Origin of the sequence: Nostoc sp. TCL26-01 (assembly GCF_013393945.1) — a bacterium.
Classification (GTDB): Bacteria; Cyanobacteriota; Cyanobacteriia; order Cyanobacteriales; family Nostocaceae; genus Trichormus.
Window position 1 is genome coordinate 5,455,463 of sequence record NZ_CP040297.1, and the last position, 23,907, is coordinate 5,479,369.

Sequence of the window (23,907 nt, forward strand, 5' to 3'; positions counted from 1 at the left end):
CCACACCCCTACAATTATTTACGAACTACAACTAACGTACCTGGAGAAGCCCAGTTATACAACTTACGAGCCAGCTTAACTGGCAAATTCACACAACCGTGACTAACTGGTGTACCAAAACGATTATGCCAGTAAGCACCATGAATGGCGTAACCCTGATAAAAATACATGGCATAAGGAACATCAGGAATATCATAACCACGACCTCGCATTCGATTAACACGATACTTGGAATTAATCGTAAACTTACCTGTTGGGGTAGGTGTTGCACGCTTTCCTGTAGAAACTCGAAAAGAATAAACGAGTTTTTTACCTTCCCATGCAAACAAACGTTGATCTGATAAATCAATTTCGATTCTACGAGGTTGAGATATTTCTTGAATATCGGATGAATTGATGTTGTTTTCCTCAACTGAGGCAACTCTGAGTATTCTGGAACTAGGATCAGCTGATGTTGATGGCACAAAAGAAAGCAAAGCTGCCATCATGAACACTACACCAGTGAAAAAAGTTCCTGAGCAACGTATCCAACTACTGCTAATCCAGCTTTGCATATGAGATCACCTGCTTGCTATGCAAAAATCAACAATTCCTACACCGTGAATTACGAAAAACTCAAGATTTCCTATAAAAATCTTGACACTTTGTAGAGAGCGTAATTTTCGATGTATTTTGTATTAAACCTTGCTGAAAGTCTGGATTTACGTCGATTCCCTTGAGGCAGTTTCTGAGAATTTCTGCTTCTATAATTTATTTCACATTCAGTTAGCTTTATTCCGGATATTTTCAGCAGAAAATAACTCAAATATCTTGATTTGTAGACATTTATCGAACAGAATTCAGGAGTCAGGAGTCAGAATTCAGAATGAATTGGAGTTCAACACAATGATCTCTCAGTGCATCGCTGGTAAATAAATAAGCGGATTTAAAACCTCCTCCAAATTCAAAATTTGTAGGTCTTCAATAGCGTTGCTAATTTACTGATTACTTACTAATGACAACTGGTGTTCCCAATGCTGCCCAATTGAACAACCATTTAGCATGGTTAGGCGCAAGATTAATACAGCCATGACTCACAGGCGTACCAAACTTACGATGCCAGTATGCTCCGTGAATACCGTAATTACCTTGGTAAAACATAGCATAGGGAACGTTAGGAACATCATAGTCTCTGCCGCGCATTCGCGTAGATTTGTACTTAGATTGAATCTTGAAAGTACCAGTGCGTGTTGGTGTGGATTTTTTACCAGTGGAAATAACGATCGCATACACTTGTTTACCACCTTCCCACGCAATTAATCGTTGATTAGCTAGATTGATTTGAATCCAGCGCTGATCAGATTTTTGCAGTGTCTCGATGGTTTGAGCGATCGCTCGATTAGCTGAACTTGCTCTAGTTTCGCCTGCACCAATCAAACTCACAGCTAATACTCCACTAGCCAGGAAGATTTCTAAACGACGTAGCCAATTAGCAGAATCTAATTTTTTCATAAGTATAAATACATCAATAATCAAGAAATTAACTATAACCGTGATTTTTAGATAATTTCATCCTGAAAACTACGCTAATTGTTGCAGTAAGTTACTGGCTAATTGGGCGATCGCTTGCCAATTTCCCTCTCTCACTAGATGTTTAGGAAACAACTCTCCACCCAAACCAACAGCAATTGCACCTGCTTGGATCAGTTCAGCAGCATTATCTAAAGTCACTCCCCCCGTAGGGATCAAAGGAATATGACCTAGTGGCCCTTGTAGACTCTGGATATAATTAGCACCCCCAACAGCTTGTACAGGAAACACCTTCACACAGCTTGCACCATTAGACCAAGCTTTGACAATCTCTGTAGGGGTGAGTGCGCCAGGGACAATGGGTATATTTTTAGCGACTGCGGCGCGAATCATAGCCGAATCAACATGAGGTGTAAACAAAAATTCTGCCCCAGCAGCGATCGCACTTTCCAATTGCTGCACATTAAACAAAGTGCCAGTCCCAATCCTACATTCCGGTAATCGCTGACGCAGTTGGGCAATTAACTCCCCCGCGCGATCGCTATTCCAAGTAATTTCAATGAGTTCCATTCCCCCAGTAGCCACAGCTAAAGCCATTTCCCACCCTAATTCTAGTTTTGGCGCACGGATAACAGCGATCGCTCTCTGTTTTTGCAACTGTGATAACCAATCTTGAGTAGACATAGAGACTAGAGGAGTAGTGAGTGCTGAGTGCTGAGTAGAGAGTGAGGGAGTGAGTGAGGGAGTAGTGAGTGCTGAGTGCTGAGTGGTAACTATTGACTAATGACCATTGACCATTGACTAATGACCATTGACCATTACTTGCATCTCAAACCAAGCTGTGCGATATTGCAATTAAATAACATAAAATCTATCGACTTACCGTATTTTGCTTTTAGGAGTTATCAAGATGGCGATCGCACAGCAAAACACAGCATCCTTGACTATCACAATCGACAATTCTCCCATTCTGAATCAAAAGTGGCTGTGGCAGCCTGTGCATACAATTACAGCATTAATCAAAAAATTTTGGTGGCACACTCATGCTTACGGAACAATTTTAGGGATTATGCTTTTAGCGTTGGTAAGTGTGATCTTTTTGAGCCTGTATTGGTCTTATCAAAAGTTATTACCAATTTTCAACTGGAGAGTTTCTGGTAGTCATGATTAAAAAACTTTTCCACACACCGCACAAATATTTCCACACCCATTGCTAAAGCAGTCTCATCAAAATCAAATCGGGGGTGATGATGAGGGTAGGCTAGGTCTTTTTCTGGGTTAGCGGAACCGAGAAAGAAATAGCAGCCAGGAACCTCTTGTAAAAAGAAAGACATATCCTCACCACCCATCGTTTGACATTCGGGAACGATACCAATGGGGGTTTCTATGACTTCCTCTACTACTGATCGCACTAATTGAGCGATCGCCACATCATTAATTACTGGTGGATACAATTCCCAATATTTAAAATCATACTTTGCACCGTGACTTTGACAAATGCCGGCGATCGTCTGCTCGATACGCTGTTTAAAAAAGCCTTGGAACGCCGGATTAAAATATCTGACAGTGCCTTTCATAGTGGCTGTATCGGCAATTACATTATGTGCTGTGCCGGCATGGAGTGAGCCGACAGTGACGACAGCTGAATCAATGGGGTTAACATTCCGAGCAACAATAGTTTGTAAAGCGGTGACAACTTGAGCTGCAACCACCACAGAATCCACTGTTTGATGAGGGATAGCCCCATGTCCACCTTTGCCCAAAATTGTGCAGTCAAATAACTCCACAGCTGCCATCAATGCGCCACTGCGAACACCCACAGTTCCTAACGGTAAATTATTCCATAGGTGCAAACCAATAATTGCGTCCACATTTGGGTTTTTCAGCACCCCAGCCTCAATCATGGGTTTTGCTCCCCCTGGCCCTTCCTCCGCAGGCTGGAAGATAATTTTCACAGTGCCACTAAAATCTTGACGATGCTGTTGTAAATAATAAGCTGTGCCGAGAGCGATCGCAGTATGTCCGTCATGTCCACAAGCGTGCATGACACCATCATGCTGTGAACAATATGGTACTTCGTTGAGTTCTTGAATTGGCAAAGCATCCATATCAGCTCGAATTGCCAAGACTTTTTGAGGGCTGTTCGCCCTTGGCGTTCCCGTTGGCGTAGCCTCTCGTAGAGAAGGGTGTGGAGAGGGCTGAGTGGAGAGGGCTGAGTGGGAAGTGGGGGGTTTTTCGCCTGTGATGGTGGCTACTATTCCAGTTTGCGCAATGTCTGTTTGATGCTCAATTCCCCATTCTTGTAACTTACTTGAGACAAATTCAGCCGTGAGTTTTTCTTGAAAACCCAACTCTGGTTTTTGATGCAGTTGCCGCCGCCATTCTACCAACTGGGGTTGCAATGAACGGATTGCTAATCGTACGCGGGATAAGTCAACAGAAGCGGGGTTGGGGAAGGTGGAAACCATTACGGCTTACTTAAGTAGATAACGTAGGTTATTTTTCCAGTTTATCGTTATTCATGGGTGATATCTCGTTCTAAAATCAAGTGATTGCACTCATTTAATCTTGCTTGCCAGTTGGGTTCAACTACAATTGTGGAAATTTTTTCGACAATTATAGCCGTACCGTGAATACAATCTCCTGGCTGTAAATCTTCTCGGCGATAAATTGGTGTATCATCCCATTTATCGGCAGTAAAAATCTTGACTATTTCTATGGGCTGCGGGTTTGATTCTAGAGAACGGGTACGATGAATTAATGGTTCTTCAGGAGTATCCATTTTCTGAATTACTTCTATGGCAATAGATTCCACAATTAATGATTTGCCTGGCTGAATGAAACCATAGCGAGATTTATGTTCATCTATAAATGCTGTTTGCATCACCATCACATCTGCATCAAAATCAACGCTTAAAGTAGAATTAGTTCCCTCATATTTCAAATTTACTTTTTGTATTACTTCTGCTGCAACAGTACTTTCATCTTGATTAAGTTCGCTTCTAGTTTGGGTTTCTAAAAACTCCATCAACTGTATTAATTGAGGAATTAATGCTAGATTTAAATGCTGTTCTACTCCTGCTATTTTAGTAACTCTGACATCAGCTAATCCCATGCCATAAGCAGAAAGAACACCAGCATAAGGATGCAGAAATATCTTTTTCATACCTAAAGTATCAGCAATTAAACAAGCAACTTGTCCACCTGCACCGCCAAAGCAACAAAGTACATATTTGGTGACATCATAACCGCGTTGCAGACTAATTTTTTTAATAGCATTTGCCATATTTTCGACAGCAATAGTGATAAACCCTGCTGCTACTTGTTCGGGAGTACGATAATTTCCTGTGACAGTTGCAATCTCTTCGGCTAGTTGATGAAATTTCTCTATGACAATATTTTTATCTAATGGTAAATTGCCATCATTGCCAAAAACAGATGGGAAATATTGCGGGTGAATTTTACCTAACATGACATTAGCGTCTGTCACTGTTAAAGGGCCACCACGGTGATAACAAGCAGGGCCAGGGTTTGAACCAGCCGATTTTGGCCCGACACGGTAACTAGAACCATCGAAGGTGAGAATTGAACCACCACCAGCCGCAATTGTATTAATTGATAATACAGGAATTCGCATTCTTGTTCCGGCAATTTCGGAATCTAATTGACGTTCATACTCTCCGTTAAAATGGGCAACATCTGTACTTGTTCCCCCCATGTCGAAGGTAATGACTAAATCAAATCCTGCTCTTTTACTAGTTTGCACTGCACCGACAATCCCACCAGCCGGGCCGCTTAAAATGCTATCTTTACCTTGAAATTGTGCAGCATCAGTTAAGCCACCATCAGATTTCATAAACATTAATCTGACATTGGGTAATTGACTGGCTACTTGGTTAACATAGTGGCGTAAAATGGGAGTTAAATAAGCATCTACAACAGTTGTATCTCCTCGACTGACTAATTTCATTAAAGGACTAACTTGATGAGATACAGAAATTTGTGTAAAGCCAATTTTTTTAGCGATCGCTGCTACTTCTTGCTCGTGTTTGGGATAGCGATCGCTGTGCATAAACACAATAGCACAACTGTGAATCCCTGTATGATAAACTGCTTGCAAATCTTGTTGTACTTGGGCAATATTCACAGGTATTAACTCATTTCCATGAGCATTATAGCGTTCGTCTACTTCAATAACTTGCTCATAAAGCATCGTTGGTAAAATAATACGACGAGCAAAGATATCGGGACGGTTTTGATAGCCAATTTGCAACGCATCTTTAAAGCCTTTTGTGATAATTAAAGCTACTCTAGCTCCTTGCCTTTCTAAAAGTGCATTGGTAGCAACTGTTGTCCCCATTTTCACTACTTCTATCGCTGTATAGGGAATAGGTTGATGATTTTCTAAAGCACAAATATCTCGAATTCCCTGAATAACTGCATCTTGATATTGCTCGGTATTTTCAGACAATAATTTATAAACTATTACCCATTCTTTATTGACTACAGGCACAATTAAAAACCGTTCCTGATATTTTGATAGTCTGTTTATAATTGTGCGATCGTCAGTCATAGCAATGATATCTGTAAATGTGCCACCTCTGTCTATAAAAAATTTGAGCATATTATTTAATTTCCTTTATCTATTATGAATAACTGATTAACTTTAGGTGTGTCTAAAGAAGATATTGTTTTAGCATATCACTCACCATTTATGCGGCAATTTGATGGTTTTGCAGTTGGTTAGTTGTTCAGATTAAAAGCTAGATAAATAGTTCTAGCAACAAATTTCTCTGTGTCTCTGTGCCTTTGTGGTTTAAGAAATTACTTTTTACCACAGAGACACTAAGACACAGAGAGAAAAGCCAAAATTTTGTTGTAGTGCTAACGGGAAATTTCTACGACTGGCGCATTTTCCATAAAAAACTAGAAATCAAATTAGTCATAATATGCGCGACAATTGGTACTAGCAAGTTACCACTCCAAAGAGCGCTATATCCAAGGATGATGCCGACGATAGTTGCCCAAATTACATAAGGCCACTGTTGAGAACCACTCAGATGCAATATACCAAAGCAGACACTAGATCCAATTACTGCAAGATCATCTAACCCCAAAGCGGGTAACATCACACCGCGAAATAATAATTCTTCACTTAATCCTGGTAGCAAACCTAACCAAATTAAATCTGGCCAAGCTAAGGGTTTGAGTACTAATTCTAAATAATAGTCGGCGCTTCTGCGGTATTGACTCCAAAGACGATAGGCTAAACCACTTAAAATAGTAATAATTAAACCCACACCTAGCCCTAACAAAAAATCTCTACCATACCAGTGCCACTCAAATAACCGAAAGTTGCCAAAGTGTAACCAAACTTTAGCAACCGTCCACAACAAAGTTGCCGTTACTCCCATCGCTACTAGCACTTGGGTGCGTGTTAAATACGGAATTTCTGGTTCTTGTTTTTGTTGTTCAACCACGAGTGTTTAGGGGAGTAGTGAGTAGTGATACCAATTCAAAATTCAAAATTCGTCTTGAAAAGTTGAGCCACTGCGCTGGACGGGTTTCCCGGCTTATAGCAAGTGGCGTTCCTACGGCGGGAAACCCGCCTACAGAACTTTTCGCAAAATTCACAATGAAGAAATAATAACTATTGATTATTGACCATTGACTATTGACAAAGATTCTATTTGAGAGTGTACGGCATTTAGATTAATCCCTGCTTTATGAGCAACTAATAAACCTACTGCTTCTAAATAAGATTTTACTTGTATGGCTTTGATCCCTAATGATTGGGGAGAAACTTTGATTTGAGTTTGGTTTTCTTCTACGGTGATAATTTGGCATTGTTTTTGACTTAAACTGAGTAAGGCACTGCTACCGCAGGCTGTTGCTGGCATGATAACAGCATCTACTTGCTTTGCCCAGATATCTCCTAATTGAGATTGGCTGAATTCTTTCTCTAATATAAATTGTGGTGCGCGACTTAGCCCTACAAGTACACTTGGCAAGAAAGTATAGCCTAATTCTTCGGCAGCAGAACGAGGGGACAAGTCGGGATAGGGTGGTTCAGGTGCTAAAGCGGGTGCATGGGCGCAAGGAATCTGAAAGTTTCGTACTATTAAGTGGCTAATAACTGCTTCTGCGCCAGCAATGGGATCTACGCCTTTACCCTGGCGGTATTTTTGTGATGCTTCCTCATCTATATCATCGGGGAAACGGGCAACAACTGCGATCGCTTCTGCCCCAGTTTTGTTAATTAATATTTCGGCTGCTCGTAGTAAACTATCAGGGTTGCCAATTGTCCCCCAACTTACACCTGATGGTGCAGTCCGTAATTCTACGTTAAGAGGGGCATCTGTAATCACATAATCTGTTAAGGTTAAGCCGAGAGTTGCTCTTGCTGCATCGGCTGCTTGTAAATGTCTTAGTCTTAAATCTGGTTCAATACCCTGATCTAACAATAAACCGACTTTGTTATTTCGCACAGAGCGTAATCCCCAGCAGCCAGTAGCAAATTTATCCAGCCCATAACCTTCGACATAAAAAGCGTTGGGGATATTCCAGTACAAACTAGCGCCGTTGAGGACATTGGGGTGAGTGATCAGGCGATCGCATACCTGTGCTATTAATCTAGCAATGGGTAAAGCATCCCCGGCATAACCTCCAATCGCAGCACCGACACCAGTCGGTATAATTAAAATAGCGGTGTAAGGACGTTGCATACTGAGTGCTGAGTTAGAGATAAAATCATAACGTTTAACTCTTGAGAACACTTAACTTAAAACTTTAATCCACTACTCAGCACTCTCCGACTTCCGACTTCCGACTTCTACTCAGCACTCACTCCCTCACTCTCTACTCAGCACTCAGCACTGTTTGTAGTCACCACAGCTTCCACGGTAACTTTTTGCTGTTCATCATCTACCACCGTAATTGCCCAACGCAGAGGCTCACCCTGTTTTTTCAACTCGGCTTCAATGGCTTGTTGTAACTCGGTGGGTGTTTCTTGAATATCGATTTCTGCACTGATAAAATGAGTCGTCATAGTTGTCAACCTAATTGATTTGTAGTTTATAGAATAACTGATCGCTGATATGATGCAATACCAAGTGTCATGTATTGTGGATAAAACTAGGATTTGCGTGTCAGGTGTGAGTTATTAATAGCAAATCACCACATCTGAACTACGAATAACTGACACCTAACAAATTGCTTATTGATCCTTACCAAATTGCAATTGATAAACTACATCTTCCTTTTCTGTTTCAACTTTTATATCAGAACGAGGATAAGCAACACAAAGTAAAGCATAACCTTGTTTTTGCAGTTCAGGACTCACGCCCATGCCATCGGTTTGATCAACTGTTCCCGTGATAATTTGTCCTGCACAAGTTGTACAGACACCTGCATGACAAGAACTAGGTAATTCTAAACCTTTATCATCCGCAACTGATAAGATAGTTTTATCTTCAGGGACTTGCAAAGTATGAATTTTACCTTGGTGATGAATTTCAACGGTGTAAGTTTTGGACATATTCTAAAAAATGAATGCAATAGACAAATTCATTATTATATCTGAATTGTTAAACAATCTTGCAGATATGGTCAACAAATAAACGGCGTTGTAGAACAGGGGGATGAATTTAGGCAAGCAGGGGATGCAGGAGAAGCAGAGGGGGAAATTTTATAACTTGCTAAATTATCCCTCGATTCAGCAACACCAAATAAACAAATGTTACGCCTAAACTAAAGGATGCGATCGCTCAATATAATCAATAATTTTATAGAACATCAGGGTCAATATTTAACTCCCGCAATTTGGCAGCTAGACGTTCTGCACGTTGCTTTTCCTGTTCTGCACGTTGCTTTTCCTGTTCTGCACGCTGTTTTTCCTGTTCTGCACGTTGCTTTTCCTGTTCTGCACGTTGCTTTTCCTGTTCTGCACGCTGTTTTTCTTGCTCCGCCAGCTCCTCTGGTGTCGGTACTAACTCCCCTTGTGGCGTAAAATAGCGTAATTGATTATTCTGTACACCTAAATACAATTCTAATTGCTGACTCCATAACCACCCTTGGGGGTTTGGTTCTATGGGTTGGTAATTTCCATCTACTAAATGAAAACCGACAAATTCTAAATTATTTGGGTCGAACCAAAAATATTCCGGTGTGCGAAATATATCTTGGTAGATTTGCTTTTTTAAGCCTTTGTCTGTAGCTTTTGTCGAAGGTGACAGTAACTCAACAATGATATTGGGATACTTACCGTCTTCTTGCCAGATTACCCAACTTTTGCGCGGTTTCTTTTCGCATCCTCGCACGACAAAAAAATCAGGGCCGCGAAATTCTTCTGATTTGAGTTGACGTTGACTGTAATATATTGTCAGATTTCCAGCCGCATAAAAATCATTGCGGTTTTGCCACCACAATTCTAAACATTGTAATAACAAAATAATTTGGCGTAGGTGTAAATCGCTTTCCAATGGTGGTTCGTGACTTTCAATATCTCCTGGCGGAAATATTATATCTTCTATTGGTAGGTCACTTTCCATATCTCCTGATGGAAATATTATACCTGCTACTGATTGTAAATCTTGGGCGACTGACATGACTTAATTGGGTCTAAGGGTGATATTGTCTGAGGTTGGATGTACGGATTGTATTACTATGATAATCTTGCTGATTGATAATGATATGACTTACGGATCTGGTATATTTTTTCTGTAGGGTGCGTGACGCAGTGAGAATATTTGAACGTAGTCGTGAAACTTATAGCGTCACGCACCGAATACCTAGTTAATTACAAACTGCAAATTGCGTACAGACCTTTGGGTATGAAAACATCAGAGTAGGACGTTAGTCTCTTGCAAATTATAACTTTACTGTGACTGCCAAATGTAAGCCTATAGCATCTAATAAAGAATTTAGACTGTAAAACTCAATTTTGCCTTTATCTGATAGCATTTGGTCAAGTTTATTGTAGAGTTCCTTAACTTCTGTAGAAAGCTGATCAACTCCACCATGCGATTCTATGACATTTTGAAGTGCTTTACTTAACATTTTTGGGTCGCCTTCTTCTAAAACAACTTCAATATAAGCTGCTGCTTCTAGTGGATTTTTTAAGTCTTGTATTAATTTTTCGTGATAGCTTGTACTTCTAGGCATCATCTCTACTCCTGTAGTCTCGCCAATATTCTTTAGCTTTAGCAATATCTTTATCTTGAGGGGTAAAGGAATTAAAACAACATTATAAAAAAACAAAACCAAGACTCGCGCTTGAAAGTTTCCATCCCCGTGAGGGGTAAAGGAATTAAAACCACTGTTCAGGTTTGGCCGTGGGAAAGTTGTCCTGGTTTCCATCCCCGTGAGGGGTAAAGGAATTAAAACTGCTTATCATAGGCAGAAGAAAGGTTCTTCTGCCTGAAGTTTCCATCCCCGTGAGGGGTAAAGGAATTAAAACTAATTGCTTTGAGCAAATTATTTCAAATATAAGATCTGGTTTCCATCCCCGTGAGGGGTAAAGGAATTAAAACAGAGTTATTACAGTTTTACAGCAAAGCTTCACGCAGGTTTCCATCCCCGTGAGGGATAAAGGAATTAAAACAGCATTATTAGCAGTTTTGAGAAAACTGCCTGGTTGGTTTCCATCCCCGTGAGGGGTAAAGGAATTAAAACCATTAATGGGAACAAAAAAGCACTCTGATCCCCAAAAGTTTCCATCCCCGTGAGGGGTAAAGGAATTAAAACGAAAATTCTGCTTCTGTTACTTTGGAAGATTTGATTGTTTCCATCCCCGTGAGGGGTAAAGGAATTAAAACTTGTATTTTTAGACGCAATTTTTGAAAATATTGCGGAGTTTCCATCCCCGTGAGGGGTAAAGGAATTAAAACGAGGTATGGCTTGGAGAAGCATACAAAAAACTCCCGGTTTCCATCCCCGTGAGGGGTAAAGGAATTAAAACACCTTAGAAGTAGGGGGGCAGCTGTCTGAAGGCCGCCAGTTTCCATCCCCGTGAGGGGTAAAGGAATTAAAACCCTACCCATTTAGAAGTCTTATCCAGAGAGGGTTACAGATACCTATTTTCGCGGGGGGTCTGATTTACCTGTCAATAAGCTAGGTTTATTGAGAATTTACTGCTAGTAGACCCTTCTTAAAAGCTTACTCAGAAAGCTTTTCGCGGGGGTCAACGAAATAATCAGGGTTCTGGCGATCGCCTGACCCCCGCGAAAAATTTGCGTACACAAAGTAAAAACAAGTACTTTGGGATTCACTTGGAAACGTCAGATTAAGTTTTCAAGGTTCTGTCTGTTGTTTTAGATAGTATCACAAAGCACTCTGACTTTTGACAGCATCAAACACGAACTTAACATAAGTTTTCTCTACTACCGCCTGAGTTATGCAAGTTAAATGTGGAATAGCTTATCTCTCCCAAATCATTGGTCGATACACTTCCACTTCACCCTTTAAGCATGAAATATACTCCCGTACCTGCAACTCAAGAGCGCGACGGTATACTAATAATTGTTGAACTTTCTTGGCTACTATGTAGCAATTATTGTCTTCAAGAATAAACCTGAGTTGTCAATATTTTGATATTGACACTTAAAATTACAATATAAAGCCTTCAAGTTACAACACTAAGCCTTAAAGTTATATGATTAAGTCTTCAAGCTAAAACATTAAGCCTTAAGATTAAAACGATCGCTCTTAACTCTGAACTTGAACTGCAATTTGGCAATGCAATTCAGAGAAATCACGGGCATGAATAAAAAAAATGGCAAAATAAAATGTGAATTTTGCTGAACTAGAATCTAGCGTAATTGAGACAAAATAGGCTTGTAAAGCTTTTCAAAGTGTAAACTTATGGCTAGAAAAAAGCGTAGTTCTCGGATTCTAGAAAAAGCTGAGTTTAGAGTAGCGGGATTAAAAGCTATTGATCCAAATCTGAATTTTGATAATACTTGCAACTTGCAAAAACTGACGCAATTAATTGATCAGTTTCACAATATGCTTGATGATTATAATGCTGCTATAGCCATGATAGACTCTTCTAAAAAAAAGCTAGATGAGATGGAAAAAAACTTAAGTCAGGTTTCAGACAAAATGCTGGTGGGAGTTGGTTTCAAGTATGGTAAAAACAGTAGTGAATATGAGCTGGCAGGCGGAGTTCGAGATAGTGAGCGTATCCGTAAAAGCAGATTGACACGCTTAAAATCTAATACAGATAAAACAGCAGATGAAACTGCTATGACCGCTTAGTATAATAGTTCACAATCGAGTGGAATACATATTATTGTAGGGGCAGGATATATTCTGCCCCTAGCTGTGTAGGTAATTAAAATATCTTCAGTGGGAATTTGGCATCAAAACTAGACTTTAAGTATAAAACAAAAAATCTCATAACCGATTACCAGTAAGGCTTTTAAACAGAAAATCTGGTAAACTTTGGTGGCTAAGTTTTGTCTAAAAATACTTCATAATTAAAGTAAGAAGATACAAAGAGAGAACATAAAAATGTTAGAAAAATATCGTCAACAAGTTGCCGAAAGAGCAGCCCTCGGTATTCCGCCTTTACCGTTAGATGCACAGCAAACTTCAGAATTGTGTGAATTACTGAAGAATCCACCCAAGGGTGAGGAAGATACATTATTACATTTATTGCGCGATCGCATACCCCCTGGTGTAGATGCGGCAGCTTATGTAAAAGCTGGGTTTCTCACCGCCGTGGCAAAAAAGCAAATAAAAAGTCCCATAATTTCCTCCATAGAAGCGGTGCAACTGCTAGGAACGATGATAGGTGGCTACAATGTCCAGTCTCTCATCGAGTTATTACAATTTGCGACTGTATCTGTCTCCGACTCTTCTGAAACACCCCTAGTCATGGGGGGAGAAGGCAAAGAACCGATAGCAGCTTACGCCGCCGCCGCCCTCAGCAAAATTTTATTAGTGTATGATGCTTTCCATGATGTTTTGGAGTTATCGAAAACCAATCCCTACGCTAAACGGGTAATTGATTCTTGGGCAGCAGCTGAGTGGTTTACAACCCGCCCCCAACTACCAGAATATATTAATGTCACCGTCTTTAAAGTTCCCGGCGAAACCAACACCGACGACTTATCCCCCGCCACCCAAGCTACCACCCGTCCCGATATTCCCCTACACGCCCTAGCCATGCTAGAGTCACGGCAACCGGGAAGCCTAGAAACCATTGCTGAGTTAAAGAAAAAAGGACATCCCGTAGCTTACGTCGGTGATGTGGTGGGTACAGGTTCCTCTCGTAAATCAGCCATTAACTCAGTATTGTGGCACATGGGACAAGATATTCCCTATGTTCCCAACAAACGCGCTGGAGGGTATATTTTAGGTGGGGCGATCGCTCCCATCTTTTTCAACACAGCTGAAGATGCCGGTGCTTTGCCCATTCAGTGTGATGTCACCAAACTAGAAACCGGTATGGTGATTACCATCTATCCCTACAAAGGCGAAATCACCAACGAAGCTGGCGAAGTCATCTCTACCTTCACCCTCAAACCCGAAACCATTCTCGATGAAGTCAGCGCTGGTGGACGTATCCCCCTACTTATCGGCCGTACCCTCACCGATAAAACCCGCCAAGCCCTTGGTTTAGCACCCAGCACTGAATTTATCCGTCCCCAACCACCAGCCGACACTGGCAAAGGCTACACCCTAGCACAAAAAATGGTTGGTAAGGCTTGTGGTTTACCCGGTGTCCGTCCTGGTACATCCTGCGAACCCATCATGACTACCGTCGGTTCCCAAGACACCACAGGCCCCATGACCCGCGACGAATTAAAAGAACTCGCCTGTCTCGGTTTCAGTGCTGATTTAGTCCTGCAAACCTTCTGTCACACAGCCGCTTATCCCAAACCGGTTGATATTAAAACTCACCACGAACTCCCTGACTTTTTCTCTTCCCGTGCAGGTGTAGCATTGCGTCTTGGTGATGGTATCATCCACTCTTGGCTAAACCGGATGCTATTACCCGACACTGTGGGTACTGGTGGCGACTCTCATACCCGCTTCCCCTTGGGTATTTCCTTCCCCGCAGGTTCGGGGTTAGTAGCTTTTGCTGGCGCTTTGGGTGTCATGCCTTTGGATATGCCAGAGTCAGTCTTAGTAAAATTCACCGGAGAATTGCAACCAGGAATTACTCTGCGAGATATTGTCAACGCCATTCCCTACATAGCCATTCAACAAGGTTTACTGACAGTTGAGAAGGAGAACAAGAAAAACATTTTCTCTGGACGCATCATGGAAATTGAAGGCTTACCAGACTTGAAAGTAGAACAAGCCTTTGAATTTACCGATGCTACTGCTGAACGTTCCTGTGCCGGTTCTACAATTAAACTGAGTATCGAGACAGTTTCTGAATATCTGCGTTCTAATGTTGCCCTACTGAAGAACATGATCGCACGGGGCTACCAAGATTCTCGCACCCTCCTGCGGCGCATTGCCAAAATGGAAGAGTGGCTAGCAAATCCAGTGTTACTGGAAGCCGACACAGATGCCGAGTATGCCGCAATTATTGAAATTGATTTAAACCAAATCACAGAACCAATTGTGGCTGCTCCTAACGACCCTGATAATGTGAAATTATTATCGGAAGTTGCCAATGACCCAGTACAAGAAGTATTTGTCGGTTCTTGTATGACAAATATCGGTCATTATCGCGCCACAGCCAAAGTTTTAGAAGGTGCAGGTGAAGTCAAAACCCGCTTGTGGATAGCACCACCCACCCGCATGGATGAACACCAATTAAAAGAAGAAGGTGTCTACAGTGTTTTTGGTGCAGCTGGTGCGAGAACAGAAATGCCAGGATGCAGTTTATGTATGGGTAATCAAGCACGAGTTGCTGATGGCACAACAGTATTTTCCACCTCCACCCGCAACTTCAACAACCGCATGGGTAAAGGTGCGCAAGTGTATCTAGGTTCTGCTGAATTAGCCGCAGTTTGTGCGTTGTTAGGCCGCATTCCCACCGTGCAAGAATATATGAATATTGTGGCAAATAAAATTCATCCCTTTGCTGATAATTTGTATCGGTATTTGAACTTTGATCAAATCATCGGTTTTGAGGATGAAGGACGGGTGATCCCGTTGGAAGATATGCCCAAGATTGAGGATATTTTGGGGATGCCAACTGCGGCGAGATAAGTACATTCTGATATTTGTAGTGAGGGGAAAACCCTTACTGCAAAATCATATAATATCCTCCTGCCTTGTTATAAAAATCATGTTGAGATAAGGCGTTGATTTTTTAGACATACTTTTTTAAGTATGACAAAGTTTACAAGAAAAGACCCGAAATCCTCCATTATTGAGGACATCGAGCTACTATTATTACTAGAGTGACAATGCCTGCAAAAGATACGTACCATGATGCGGTAAAAAATGCTTTAATTAAGGATGGTTGGGTGATTACTTTTGATCCTTATCCTATAAAATACGAAGAAGTTAAATTACTTGCTGATTTAGCTGGAGAAAAAACGATTTCTGCAACCAGAGAAGGAGAATTAATAGTTATTGAAATTAAAAGTTTTCTTGGTCGTTCGACCATGCGTGAATTTGAAACAGCGTTAGGTCAATATCTAATTTATAAAACATTTATTTATATTACCAACCCGGATTATAAGATTTATTTGGCAATTAGTAAAAATATTCATGAAAAGTTTTTTCAACAATCTGCAATTCAATTAATTTTGCACAAATATCAGGTTTTACTGTTAGTTGTTGATATAAATAAAGAGGAGATTATCGAATGGATAAACTAACTTATCATCAAAACTTAATCAAACAAATCCTCTTAGAGTATGAAAGAATTTCATCACAAGTACCTGATCCTGATATAGATGAGGTATTAATATTTGATGATCAAAGAAGTCAGTATCTTTGGTTTAATATTGGCTGGAAAAATGATAAACGAGTGAAAGCAATCTCTGTTTATGTCCGCATTAAAAACGAAAAGATTTACATAGAAGAAGATTGGACTGAAGAAGGAATAGCAACTGAATTATTAAGGGAAGGCGTGTCGAAAGAAGATATTGTTTTAGCTTTTCATGATCCAGAGACTCGTAAATTGACTGAATTTGCTGTTGTTTAAGAAATTTTTCAATATGAGGAGGCTTTTTTGATATGATTGTGAGTCTTGACTTTAAAAAATGATGTGTTTCCTGTGGAAAAGATACTTAAGCTTGATAAACTTGGGGTTTAAATTATTAAGAGTGCTTTTTTTCCGAGACTACCCTTTAACTTAACCATCAGAAGAGTTTTTTGGTTCATTGCGTAAGTCCTATAGTCAATTCAGGTGAGTTAGGCGTGAGATATTTTACTCCTCAATTTCTCCATCTTCTATTTTTCAGCCTTCGACTCTGGCACAATTGGATTAAAAAGACCAACTTCTACTAAGATTTTGATCCGATCTATAAGGCTAACATCATGAAGTTCCTACAAGACTACACTACCGTTATCCGTCCCGATGACAATGGTACATTTGTCGCTTATGTACCAGCAATTCCTGGTTGTCATGCTTGGGGTCAAACGCCGGATGAGGCACGTATTGAACTTATATATGTATTTGAAATGATTCAAGAAGAGTACGCAGAAAAAGGTCGTTCTCTACCTGAAGATGTCGAACTGGTGATTGCAAATGCCAGCTAAAGCCAGTGAATTAGAAAAAGTTGCCAAAAAATTGGGATTTGCAAAAGTGCGACAAAGGGGTAGTCATGCTTGTTAGCAACATTCAGATAGACGAGTAACTAAAATTCCAATTCATGGCAAAGCTGAAATTGGTAGTTGGTTATTTTACGAAATTCTCAAGCAGTTGGGTATTACAGAAGAAGAGTTTAATCAGCTACGGTAGTTATGGCGATCGCATCTTCCCATATTACACACAAACCTAACCCCCCGACCCCCTTCCCTACGAGGGAAGAGAGAAATCTAGCTCCCCTCTCCGCGTCGGAGCGAAAAGTCTGAGCGCCGGCTTCCGGCGATCAGAACTTTTCAAGAGAGAGGAGTTGGGGGAGAGGTCAGCCATAACGCTTATCTTTCTTAATCTTTAGGTAATAGAAATTCCTCAAAATCTTTCTCTAAGGTCTGCTTGGTAAAATGAGGAAAAACTATGTCATCAAACAATTCTTGAACTGCTTTGCATTTATTTGCAATCAAATGCTGATAATCTTCTTTCACGGATTTTTCTCTTCTTTGACAACGTTCATTTTCTGAATACTGCTGCTGACGAATATCAGGTAGCCAAGTAGAGTGTATTGTCATAGCCAGATTCAATGGTTCATCCTTTAAACTAGCACTCAGTCTATAAATTGGTTTATTATTTAAATCATCAGCATGAAAAATCCAAAACTCATCTGTAGGACGGTTAGGTTGACTAGGGTCTGGGTCTAACATGACTGCACATATAATGAAACCATGAATTGATTCATCTATGTTTTCTGGACAGGGAAGAGAACTGGGAATAAATTGCGTTGAACTAACATAAGTTCCAGAGGGAAATTGATAATAATCTTCAATTTTCATTTGTTGTGTATCTAAACGCAGTAGAGTAATTGGTTTATTTTCATCTGGTAATTGTTCAACCGGAACAACTCTACGTGGATCTGATTTATAAGCATCATAAATGCGCTGGGGTATCAGTTCCCATGTAAACCCCAAAGACAACCAGTAAATGTTTTTAACTTCTTGGGCTGTTTCTGTTAGTGAATCGCGTTTAATTTCCCGATGGGTATATAAAGATAGCGCCCAAGTTGATTGAATATCTTGTACAGTTTTTGAACTTTCTATTTTTCCTGTTTCGCCATCAATCACATATTTTCCAAGAGAACCTAAATCAGTCGAACTCACCATCATTCCCTCTAAATCTTGGCGAAATGGCTTACCAGGAACAGACTTATCATAGTGGGTAATCCATTCGGTAACATCCCAACCGTTAACATGACCAACGTGAAGTGTAATTTTGTTCTTTTCAGGATGACTATAGTCAGCCGTAAAATGTGAAATTTCTCTAGGTAATCTCACCTGTTTAACTTTGATTGTTGTTTGCTGATCTGATGAATCTTCTATGGAATATCCTATATTTCCTCTATCTAAGTCTTGGCGATCAACAATATATAAGTTGGCAAATGGCAGAGGCTTAATCGCCCGTAAAAATATGGCATAAATAAAACTACCTAATGAATAAGTTCTATTAAATTTCCACAATCTTAAAAATCCAAACAGAAAAGGAGTAAATATTTGGGAAAACTCCATTTTAAAAGCGATATCAGCAAGAATAATATATTTCTCAGTGATGGCTAATTGATGCAGAGATTGGTTAACTAGTACTGGCTCATTATTAGGTAGTACTAATCGCCAACGCTCCATAGTAGGCTGTAACCCTTTTTGCTCATCTGCAAATCTATAACGAATTAAATGAGTAAAACGTCCTAATTCTTGTTTAGGGTTGAACTTTATTGCCAACAAGTTGTAGAATAATTGTATAACTTTGCGAAAGCAATCACTATCTAATACCCCATTGACGATTTCTTTAAATTCGCCATTGTAACCTGTTGAATAATTTGTCGTAAATAGCTCATCCTGCTGACCATTTAAGCTACTGATGTCAGTAACATAATGGGCTGAACTAATATAAGTATCGAAAATATTAATTGATGTTAATCGGGAAACGATAGGAAAAATGCTGCACCATTCTTGTGTAGAGCCGACTGGTTCTAATAGTTCCATACTGTCTGGGTCAAGTTGGTAGGCGCGGCCTGCATCCATTGTTAGTAAGAGATGATCTCTAGTATTTAAAAAAGCTGTATTTAATTGATTTCTAGACCCTAAAAAAATACTATAACGACTAGGCCCACCATTGCGAAAAGCGGAAAAGTAGGAGAATAGTTTATGCTTTTTAACAAAATATGAAAGTATTTTATTTTTAAAAGGGGAAAATGGTATGGGTTCTATCGCATAATCTCCTAAATAAAACTGTGTAGCAGGATCTGCATAGTAGCAGGGAGTTTTAGCAATTCTGGTTTTGAGTGTTGCTTTGCCATCTGCAAAACCTAAACGATAGACCATACCATCGCCTGTATAAAGTTGTGTTCCATCTTCTTGAGGTTTATTGTCCGACTGAAACAAAGCCCCGACAATAAAAGCGTAGCCATGTAAACCTGGGGGTAAGTCTGCTAATTGTAGCTCACCTAAAGGAATGAGTTGATCTTGTTTCCCTTGATTTTCCTGTTGACGAATTTCTAGTTCCCAACAGCCTTCATAACGGCGGGTTTTAATGACAGATGTCGGAATATGATAATGATTTGCAGGTTGTGAATTATGATTAGAATTTTTATCCATGATTCCTATATCAATGAACTTTTTTAAATTGAACTCTTAATTAATTCGTCAAAGTAAAATTAAGCTTAATAAATTCCTTTACAAAAAATGTTTAATAAATTTACGTTGAGTAATGTTTTATAACTTTGAAATTCAATAGCTAAGAGGGTATTTGAAAAGTTTCAGTAGGTATAAAAATGTCATTTTTCCTTACGCGGAGCGTCAGTCAGAATCTAGGTTTTGTGGCACATACCGAGATGTTTCATTCCGCTACGCTGCATTCAACATGACAAAGAAACAGACTTTTCAAACGTCCTCTAAAAGAAAATATTTTAAAAACCCAAAATGCGATTAGTGTAAATTAGCATACATAGTTTTATGATTTTATCAAGAATCTTAAAAAATCGCACATTTGGCAAAAGCTAGACTGCTCCTAATTCTCTTAACATTGTCAATTGAGCTTGAGTCAAACCGCTAACTCCCGTAATTTTCATACCTTCGTATGGTCTAGTGGCTTTGAGGATTTGATGACAAGATGCGGATTGAATATCCCAAAGTCTAATAGTTTCATCTTCACTAGCACTAGCAAGTATCAAACCATCCTGAGAGAACGCAACTGACCAGACCCAATTTGCATGACCATGAAGAGTATTTACACACTTTTGTGCTTGTATATCCCAAATTTTCACAGTTTGGTCGCAGGCAGCACTGGCAATCTTTTGTCCATCTGGACTAAAACAAACAGCCATGACCCAACTTGTATGTCCTTGCAATGTCTGCAAACACTCACCTGTACTCACATCCCAGATTTTGACTGTTTGATCAAGACTAGGGCTTGCTAGTAATTTACCATCAGGACTAAATGCGATCGCTCCCACTCTACCCAAGTGTCCTTGCAATACTTTGATACATCTGTTTTCTTGTAAGTCCCAAAGCCTGATGGTGCAGTCGTCACTTCCACTAGCTAAAATTTCTCCTAGAGGACTAAAGGCTACCGCCGCAACTCGGTCTGTATGACCGTGTAAGGTGAGACGGCACTCACCAAGGCGAATATCCCAAACTTTAACAGTATGGTCGAAACTGCTACTAGCCAAAAGTTTGCCATCTGGACTAAAACTTAATGACCAAACTTCATCAGTATGGTCTATGAATGTATGAGTGCATTCACCAGTTTTGATATCCCAAAGTTTGATTGTAGCGTCTTGGCTACCACCTGCAACTATCGGTAAGTTTGGGTGAAAGGCTACAGCTGGTAGACCTTGGGAGTATGCTTTAAATTCGTGCAGGCATTCACCACTTTTAATATCCCAAATTCTTAAAGCATGATCTCTGTGTCCACTAGCTAACATTAGTGTATTGGGGTTAAAAGCTACAGCCTTAACCCAGTTAGTATAGCCGTGAATACAAGCAATACACTTACCATTACTAACTTGCCATAGCCTGATAGTTTGGTCTTCACTGGCACTAGCAAGAATTTGATCATCTGGACTGAACGCTATACCCCAGATTTGATGATTGTGACCTTTGAGGGTATGCAGACAAGTGCTAGTCTCCACATCCCAAATACGGATGGTTTGGTCTGCACTACAACTAGCTACTAGCCGATTATCTCTGCTCCACGCTGCACTCCATATCCAGTCTGTGTGACCCTGAAAAATTCCTAGACACTGATAATTTTGAGCATTCCAAATCCTCACTGTTTTATCACAACTGGCACTAACTAGCAAGGTGCCATTCGGACTGAAGTGAGCTGCCCTTACCCAGTTTTCATGCTCCCTAATTGTATAGAGGCATTTTCCAGTCTCAACATCCCAAATTTTGATGAGTTTGTCAACACCACTACTGAGCAATTGTTTACCATCTGGACTGAAATGAACAGACATTATAGCACTGTTATGTCCGTGCATAATTTTGAGACAACAACCCTCTAGCACTTGCCAAATCCTAATAGTTAGATCGCTACTTCCGCTAGCAAGGATTGAACCATCTGGGCTAAAAGCAACTGCATTCACACTACTTGTATGCTCAGATAGTGTATGCAAGCATCTACCGGACGGCAATTGCCATATTTTGACGGTTGAATCTTTACTGGCACTAGCAAGAATCTGTCCATTTGGACTAAAACCAATTTTACGTACCCAATTGCTATGTCCACGCAAGGTTAAAAGACGTTGTTGATCTGCAACTTGCCATACATGAATATCGCAATTAGCATTACCACTCACTAGGGTTTTACCATCAGGACTAAAAGCAATTGACAGTACCCCACCAAAAGATTGAGTGAAGGTAGATTTGGAAAAATAGCAGTGAGAAAAATTGACATTTTGTAAATTTACATCTTGTAAATATGCTTGACAAATAGTCAGATAAGAAAAATCAAATTTACTGAAATTTGCGGGAATTTGTCTCAGAAGATTCAGGATATTGCCGGCTGCATATCCTGAATGGCTTAAAGCTTCTTGTTTCAATTTTTTGAGAAGTTCCTGCAACTGAAGCTGAATTTGCTGGCAACTACCCAGAGCTAACATCAAACTATCAATAACTGGACTCAAGATCAGACGAATTTGTGCTTGTCTGAGATAGTCTTTACTCTGAGCTTTAATTAAGGCATAATTTCTTAAGAGTTCATGGTCTTGATTGACGATTTCTTTGCAAGTAAAAGCTACTAATTGATCAGTAACGTATTCCATCAACACAGGCTGAAGTGTAAAGCGATCGCCTGTACGCTCTAGGGGAAGCTTACGTTGCAGTACTCCCAAGGTTGCAGGTAGCGCTGCCTTAGCAGTTGATAACATCAAATCTTCTCGTAACTCTGCTAAAGTAACAGGCTCCCGATTGATTGCTAACCAGTACAGCACCTCACAGCAAGCGACGGGAAGCCTTTGGAAGTGCCATGATAAAAGTCCTTGCAAGTCGTGAAATACTGGTTTACCTTCTCTTAAAAAATCGGCAATATTGCCAAAAAAAACTTCTAGGATGTGTTTGCCAACTAGCTGTAGTGCTAAAGGATTGCCATTATAAAGCCCAATTAACTCCCGCCAGTCATCTTCACTAGCTGTAAAATCACCAAGCTCGGCAATAATCTGTTTTCCAACTTCAACATCCAACCCCTGTAACATCAGAGAGCGCACTGGACGAGTTGGGCCATCCATGAAAATGAGTTCTTGGGGTTTTTCGCGGCTTGTGAGCAGTAAGCAACTTTGATGCGGGACTTCCCCAATTTGTTTAATTAACTGTCCATAATCTTCATAATCAGCTTGATACCGACCGGTGGGATCTGCGGCTTGGAGGAGAGTTTCGGCATTATCTAAGATGAGGAGACATCGGTGGGTTCTCAGGTATTGAAGCAACAAAGAAATGCGATCGCTAATTCTTTCTGGTAGTGTTGTCTGCTGTTGTTTAGACAGCACCTTAATTAAGTCTGCGAGTAAGTCAGACAGGAGAGGAGCATTGAGCAGCGATCGCCAAATCACAAACTCAAACTCATCTTGGATACCCTTGGCTAACTGGAGTGATAAATCTGTTTTGCCAATCCCACCCAATCCCAGTTTTAGAGAAAGATGAGTTTTGCCAATCCCACGCATTCCCACAATTGCCACACATCGAGTGCGATCGCGAATAATCCAGTCTTTCAGTAGCTCTAGTTCTTCTGTGCGTCCAAAAAACACTGGTACATCAGGAGCATCTCCCCAGTCTGCATGGGGATTTGGAGGTTGGTGATTTAAAGTCGATAAAGTAGTTGGATGATTTTGCTGTTGTACGCTGCGGTTTAATACTCCGTGCAAGTTATTCTTGGTAACTTTTTCACCTAAAGCTTGCGAGAGCGATCGCCAGAGTTCAGAACCAACATCTTTGATATGACCAGCATCATATTTAACATCCCGCGTCATTTCTAAGTAAGTTTTGCCTTCCCAGGAATAACGAAATACCATCTCTTGCGCTTTTGTTAAGCGTCCTCGTTCCAATAGTTGCTCGACTAGTGCGATCGCCTCTTCTACCGTCATTTATCGACTCAGCAATACCAGTATCACTACAATATTCGCACCATCAGCTCTA

21 protein-coding genes and 1 CRISPR repeat array are annotated in these 23,907 nt (G+C 40.4%); of the genes, 8 read left to right on the forward strand and 13 right to left on the reverse strand.

Annotated features, from left to right (window positions below):
• Positions 1-14: 14 nt before the first annotated feature.
• From FD725_RS23570 to FD725_RS23580, 3 genes are all read right to left on the reverse strand, one after another.
• Entirely contained in the window at positions 15-554 is a 540-nt protein-coding gene (locus tag FD725_RS23570) for a L,D-transpeptidase (RefSeq protein ID WP_179050394.1), read from the reverse strand.
• 430 nt (positions 555-984) lie between these two features.
• Positions 985-1,491 (reverse strand): L,D-transpeptidase, encoded by a 507-nt coding sequence (locus tag FD725_RS23575; protein WP_179050395.1) that lies wholly within the window; start codon positions 1,489-1,491, stop codon positions 985-987.
• A gap of 69 nt (positions 1,492-1,560) precedes the next feature.
• The gene (locus tag FD725_RS23580; protein ID WP_179050396.1) at positions 1,561-2,193 is read right to left on the reverse strand and encodes a bifunctional 4-hydroxy-2-oxoglutarate aldolase/2-dehydro-3-deoxy-phosphogluconate aldolase; all 633 of its coding nucleotides are present in this window, start codon (positions 2,191-2,193) and stop codon (positions 1,561-1,563) included.
• Between the two features lie 226 nt (positions 2,194-2,419).
• On the opposite strand from FD725_RS23580, the gene FD725_RS23585 reads away from it, so the two are divergent.
• Entirely contained in the window at positions 2,420-2,680 is a 261-nt protein-coding gene (locus FD725_RS23585; protein WP_179050397.1) for a hypothetical protein, read from the forward strand.
• On the opposite strand, the gene FD725_RS23590 is transcribed toward FD725_RS23585, so the two are convergent.
• Together FD725_RS23590 and FD725_RS23595 are read right to left on the reverse strand one after the other, a co-directional pair.
• The gene (locus FD725_RS23590) at positions 2,649-3,977 is read right to left on the reverse strand and encodes a M20 family metallopeptidase (protein ID WP_179050398.1); all 1,329 of its coding nucleotides are present in this window, start codon (positions 3,975-3,977) and stop codon (positions 2,649-2,651) included. The genes FD725_RS23585 and FD725_RS23590 overlap by 32 nt on opposite strands.
• A gap of 47 nt (positions 3,978-4,024) precedes the next feature.
• Positions 4,025-6,133: a hydantoinase/oxoprolinase family protein gene (locus FD725_RS23595; protein WP_179050399.1), complete on the reverse strand. Its 2,109-nt coding sequence runs from the start codon at positions 6,131-6,133 to the stop codon at positions 4,025-4,027.
• 48 nt (positions 6,134-6,181) lie between these two features.
• Between FD725_RS23595 and FD725_RS23600 the strand changes: the two genes are divergently transcribed.
• Positions 6,182-6,256, forward strand: a complete 75-nt coding sequence (locus FD725_RS23600; RefSeq protein WP_256871972.1) for an element excision factor XisI family protein — start codon at positions 6,182-6,184, stop codon at positions 6,254-6,256.
• 151 nt (positions 6,257-6,407) lie between these two features.
• On the opposite strand, the gene FD725_RS23605 is transcribed toward FD725_RS23600, so the two are convergent.
• The 6 genes from FD725_RS23605 to FD725_RS23630 form a co-directional block, all read right to left on the reverse strand.
• A complete protein-coding gene (locus tag FD725_RS23605) occupies positions 6,408-6,989 on the reverse strand; it encodes a CPBP family intramembrane glutamic endopeptidase (RefSeq protein WP_179050400.1) in 582 nt (193 codons plus the stop codon).
• Between the two features lie 177 nt (positions 6,990-7,166).
• Positions 7,167-8,234, reverse strand: coding sequence for a DUF3326 domain-containing protein (locus FD725_RS23610; RefSeq protein ID WP_179050401.1), 1,068 nt, complete (start codon positions 8,232-8,234; stop codon positions 7,167-7,169).
• A 137-nt stretch (positions 8,235-8,371) separates the two neighbouring features.
• Positions 8,372-8,557, reverse strand: coding sequence for a hypothetical protein (locus tag FD725_RS23615; protein ID WP_179050402.1), 186 nt, complete (start codon positions 8,555-8,557; stop codon positions 8,372-8,374).
• 168 nt (positions 8,558-8,725) lie between these two features.
• On the reverse strand, positions 8,726-9,046 hold the full coding sequence (locus FD725_RS23620) for a 2Fe-2S iron-sulfur cluster-binding protein (RefSeq protein WP_179050403.1): 321 nt from the start codon (positions 9,044-9,046) through the stop codon (positions 8,726-8,728).
• Between the two features lie 247 nt (positions 9,047-9,293).
• Entirely contained in the window at positions 9,294-10,115 is an 822-nt protein-coding gene (locus tag FD725_RS23625) for a Uma2 family endonuclease (protein ID WP_179050404.1), read from the reverse strand.
• A 262-nt stretch (positions 10,116-10,377) separates the two neighbouring features.
• On the reverse strand, positions 10,378-10,671 hold the full coding sequence (locus tag FD725_RS23630; RefSeq protein WP_179050405.1) for a DNA-binding protein: 294 nt from the start codon (positions 10,669-10,671) through the stop codon (positions 10,378-10,380).
• 43 nt (positions 10,672-10,714) lie between these two features.
• A CRISPR array of direct repeats spans positions 10,715-11,540; the repeat unit is 35 nt; unit sequence GTTTCCATCCCCGTGAGGGGTAAAGGAATTAAAAC.
• A gap of 829 nt (positions 11,541-12,369) precedes the next feature.
• On the opposite strand from FD725_RS23630, the gene FD725_RS23635 reads away from it, so the two are divergent.
• The 6 genes from FD725_RS23635 to FD725_RS32695 all read left to right on the forward strand — a co-directional run bounded on the left by FD725_RS23635 (position 12,370) and on the right by FD725_RS32695 (position 17,426).
• A complete protein-coding gene (locus FD725_RS23635) occupies positions 12,370-12,765 on the forward strand; it encodes a hypothetical protein (protein ID WP_179050406.1) in 396 nt (131 codons plus the stop codon).
• 255 nt (positions 12,766-13,020) lie between these two features.
• On the forward strand, positions 13,021-15,681 hold the full coding sequence (acnB, locus tag FD725_RS23640) for a bifunctional aconitate hydratase 2/2-methylisocitrate dehydratase (RefSeq protein ID WP_179050407.1): 2,661 nt from the start codon (positions 13,021-13,023) through the stop codon (positions 15,679-15,681).
• A 200-nt stretch (positions 15,682-15,881) separates the two neighbouring features.
• Complete coding sequence (locus FD725_RS23645) at positions 15,882-16,298, forward strand: XisH family protein (RefSeq protein ID WP_179050408.1); 417 nt, start codon at positions 15,882-15,884, stop codon at positions 16,296-16,298.
• The gene (locus FD725_RS23650; RefSeq protein ID WP_179050409.1) at positions 16,286-16,627 is read left to right on the forward strand and encodes a XisI protein; all 342 of its coding nucleotides are present in this window, start codon (positions 16,286-16,288) and stop codon (positions 16,625-16,627) included. The genes FD725_RS23645 and FD725_RS23650 overlap by 13 nt, the downstream gene beginning before the upstream one ends.
• A 335-nt stretch (positions 16,628-16,962) precedes the next feature.
• Positions 16,963-17,184, forward strand: a complete 222-nt coding sequence (locus FD725_RS23655; RefSeq protein ID WP_179050410.1) for a type II toxin-antitoxin system HicB family antitoxin — start codon at positions 16,963-16,965, stop codon at positions 17,182-17,184.
• Positions 17,185-17,297: 113 nt separating this feature from the next.
• On the forward strand, positions 17,298-17,426 hold the full coding sequence (locus FD725_RS32695; protein ID WP_256871725.1) for a hypothetical protein: 129 nt from the start codon (positions 17,298-17,300) through the stop codon (positions 17,424-17,426).
• A 148-nt stretch (positions 17,427-17,574) separates the two neighbouring features.
• On the opposite strand, the gene FD725_RS23660 is transcribed toward FD725_RS32695, so the two are convergent.
• Together FD725_RS23660 and FD725_RS23665 are read right to left on the reverse strand one after the other, a co-directional pair.
• On the reverse strand, positions 17,575-19,872 hold the full coding sequence (locus FD725_RS23660; protein ID WP_179050411.1) for a carotenoid oxygenase family protein: 2,298 nt from the start codon (positions 19,870-19,872) through the stop codon (positions 17,575-17,577).
• A gap of 401 nt (positions 19,873-20,273) precedes the next feature.
• Complete coding sequence (locus FD725_RS23665; protein WP_179050412.1) at positions 20,274-23,855, reverse strand: NB-ARC domain-containing protein; 3,582 nt, start codon at positions 23,853-23,855, stop codon at positions 20,274-20,276.
• Positions 23,856-23,907: the final 52 nt, after the last annotated feature.

Excerpts from the sequence above, each read along its gene's own strand:
- FD725_RS23570 (WP_179050394.1), bottom strand. The coding sequence starts at position 554 with ATGCAAAGCTGGATTAGCAGTAGTTGGATACGTTGCTCAGGAACTTTT.
- FD725_RS23575 (WP_179050395.1), bottom strand. The coding sequence starts at position 1,491 with ATGAAAAAATTAGATTCTGCTAATTGGCTACGTCGTTTAGAAATCTTC.
- FD725_RS23580 (WP_179050396.1), bottom strand. The coding sequence starts at position 2,193 with ATGTCTACTCAAGATTGGTTATCACAGTTGCAAAAACAGAGAGCGATC.
- FD725_RS23585 (WP_179050397.1), top strand. The coding sequence starts at position 2,420 with ATGGCGATCGCACAGCAAAACACAGCATCCTTGACTATCACAATCGAC.
- FD725_RS23590 (WP_179050398.1), bottom strand. The coding sequence starts at position 3,977 with ATGGTTTCCACCTTCCCCAACCCCGCTTCTGTTGACTTATCCCGCGTA.
- FD725_RS23595 (WP_179050399.1), bottom strand. The coding sequence starts at position 6,133 with ATGCTCAAATTTTTTATAGACAGAGGTGGCACATTTACAGATATCATT.
- FD725_RS23610 (WP_179050401.1), bottom strand. The coding sequence starts at position 8,234 with ATGCAACGTCCTTACACCGCTATTTTAATTATACCGACTGGTGTCGGT.
- FD725_RS23615 (WP_179050402.1), bottom strand. The coding sequence starts at position 8,557 with ATGACGACTCATTTTATCAGTGCAGAAATCGATATTCAAGAAACACCC.
- FD725_RS23620 (WP_179050403.1), bottom strand. The coding sequence starts at position 9,046 with ATGTCCAAAACTTACACCGTTGAAATTCATCACCAAGGTAAAATTCAT.
- FD725_RS23625 (WP_179050404.1), bottom strand. The coding sequence starts at position 10,115 with ATGTCAGTCGCCCAAGATTTACAATCAGTAGCAGGTATAATATTTCCA.
- FD725_RS23630 (WP_179050405.1), bottom strand. The coding sequence starts at position 10,671 with ATGCCTAGAAGTACAAGCTATCACGAAAAATTAATACAAGACTTAAAA.
- FD725_RS23635 (WP_179050406.1), top strand. The coding sequence starts at position 12,370 with ATGGCTAGAAAAAAGCGTAGTTCTCGGATTCTAGAAAAAGCTGAGTTT.
- acnB (WP_179050407.1), top strand. The coding sequence starts at position 13,021 with ATGTTAGAAAAATATCGTCAACAAGTTGCCGAAAGAGCAGCCCTCGGT.
- FD725_RS23645 (WP_179050408.1), top strand. The coding sequence starts at position 15,882 with ATGCCTGCAAAAGATACGTACCATGATGCGGTAAAAAATGCTTTAATT.
- FD725_RS23650 (WP_179050409.1), top strand. The coding sequence starts at position 16,286 with ATGGATAAACTAACTTATCATCAAAACTTAATCAAACAAATCCTCTTA.
- FD725_RS23655 (WP_179050410.1), top strand. The coding sequence starts at position 16,963 with ATGAAGTTCCTACAAGACTACACTACCGTTATCCGTCCCGATGACAAT.
- FD725_RS32695 (WP_256871725.1), top strand. The coding sequence starts at position 17,298 with ATGGCAAAGCTGAAATTGGTAGTTGGTTATTTTACGAAATTCTCAAGC.
- FD725_RS23660 (WP_179050411.1), bottom strand. The coding sequence starts at position 19,872 with ATGGATAAAAATTCTAATCATAATTCACAACCTGCAAATCATTATCAT.
- FD725_RS23665 (WP_179050412.1), bottom strand. The coding sequence starts at position 23,855 with ATGACGGTAGAAGAGGCGATCGCACTAGTCGAGCAACTATTGGAACGA.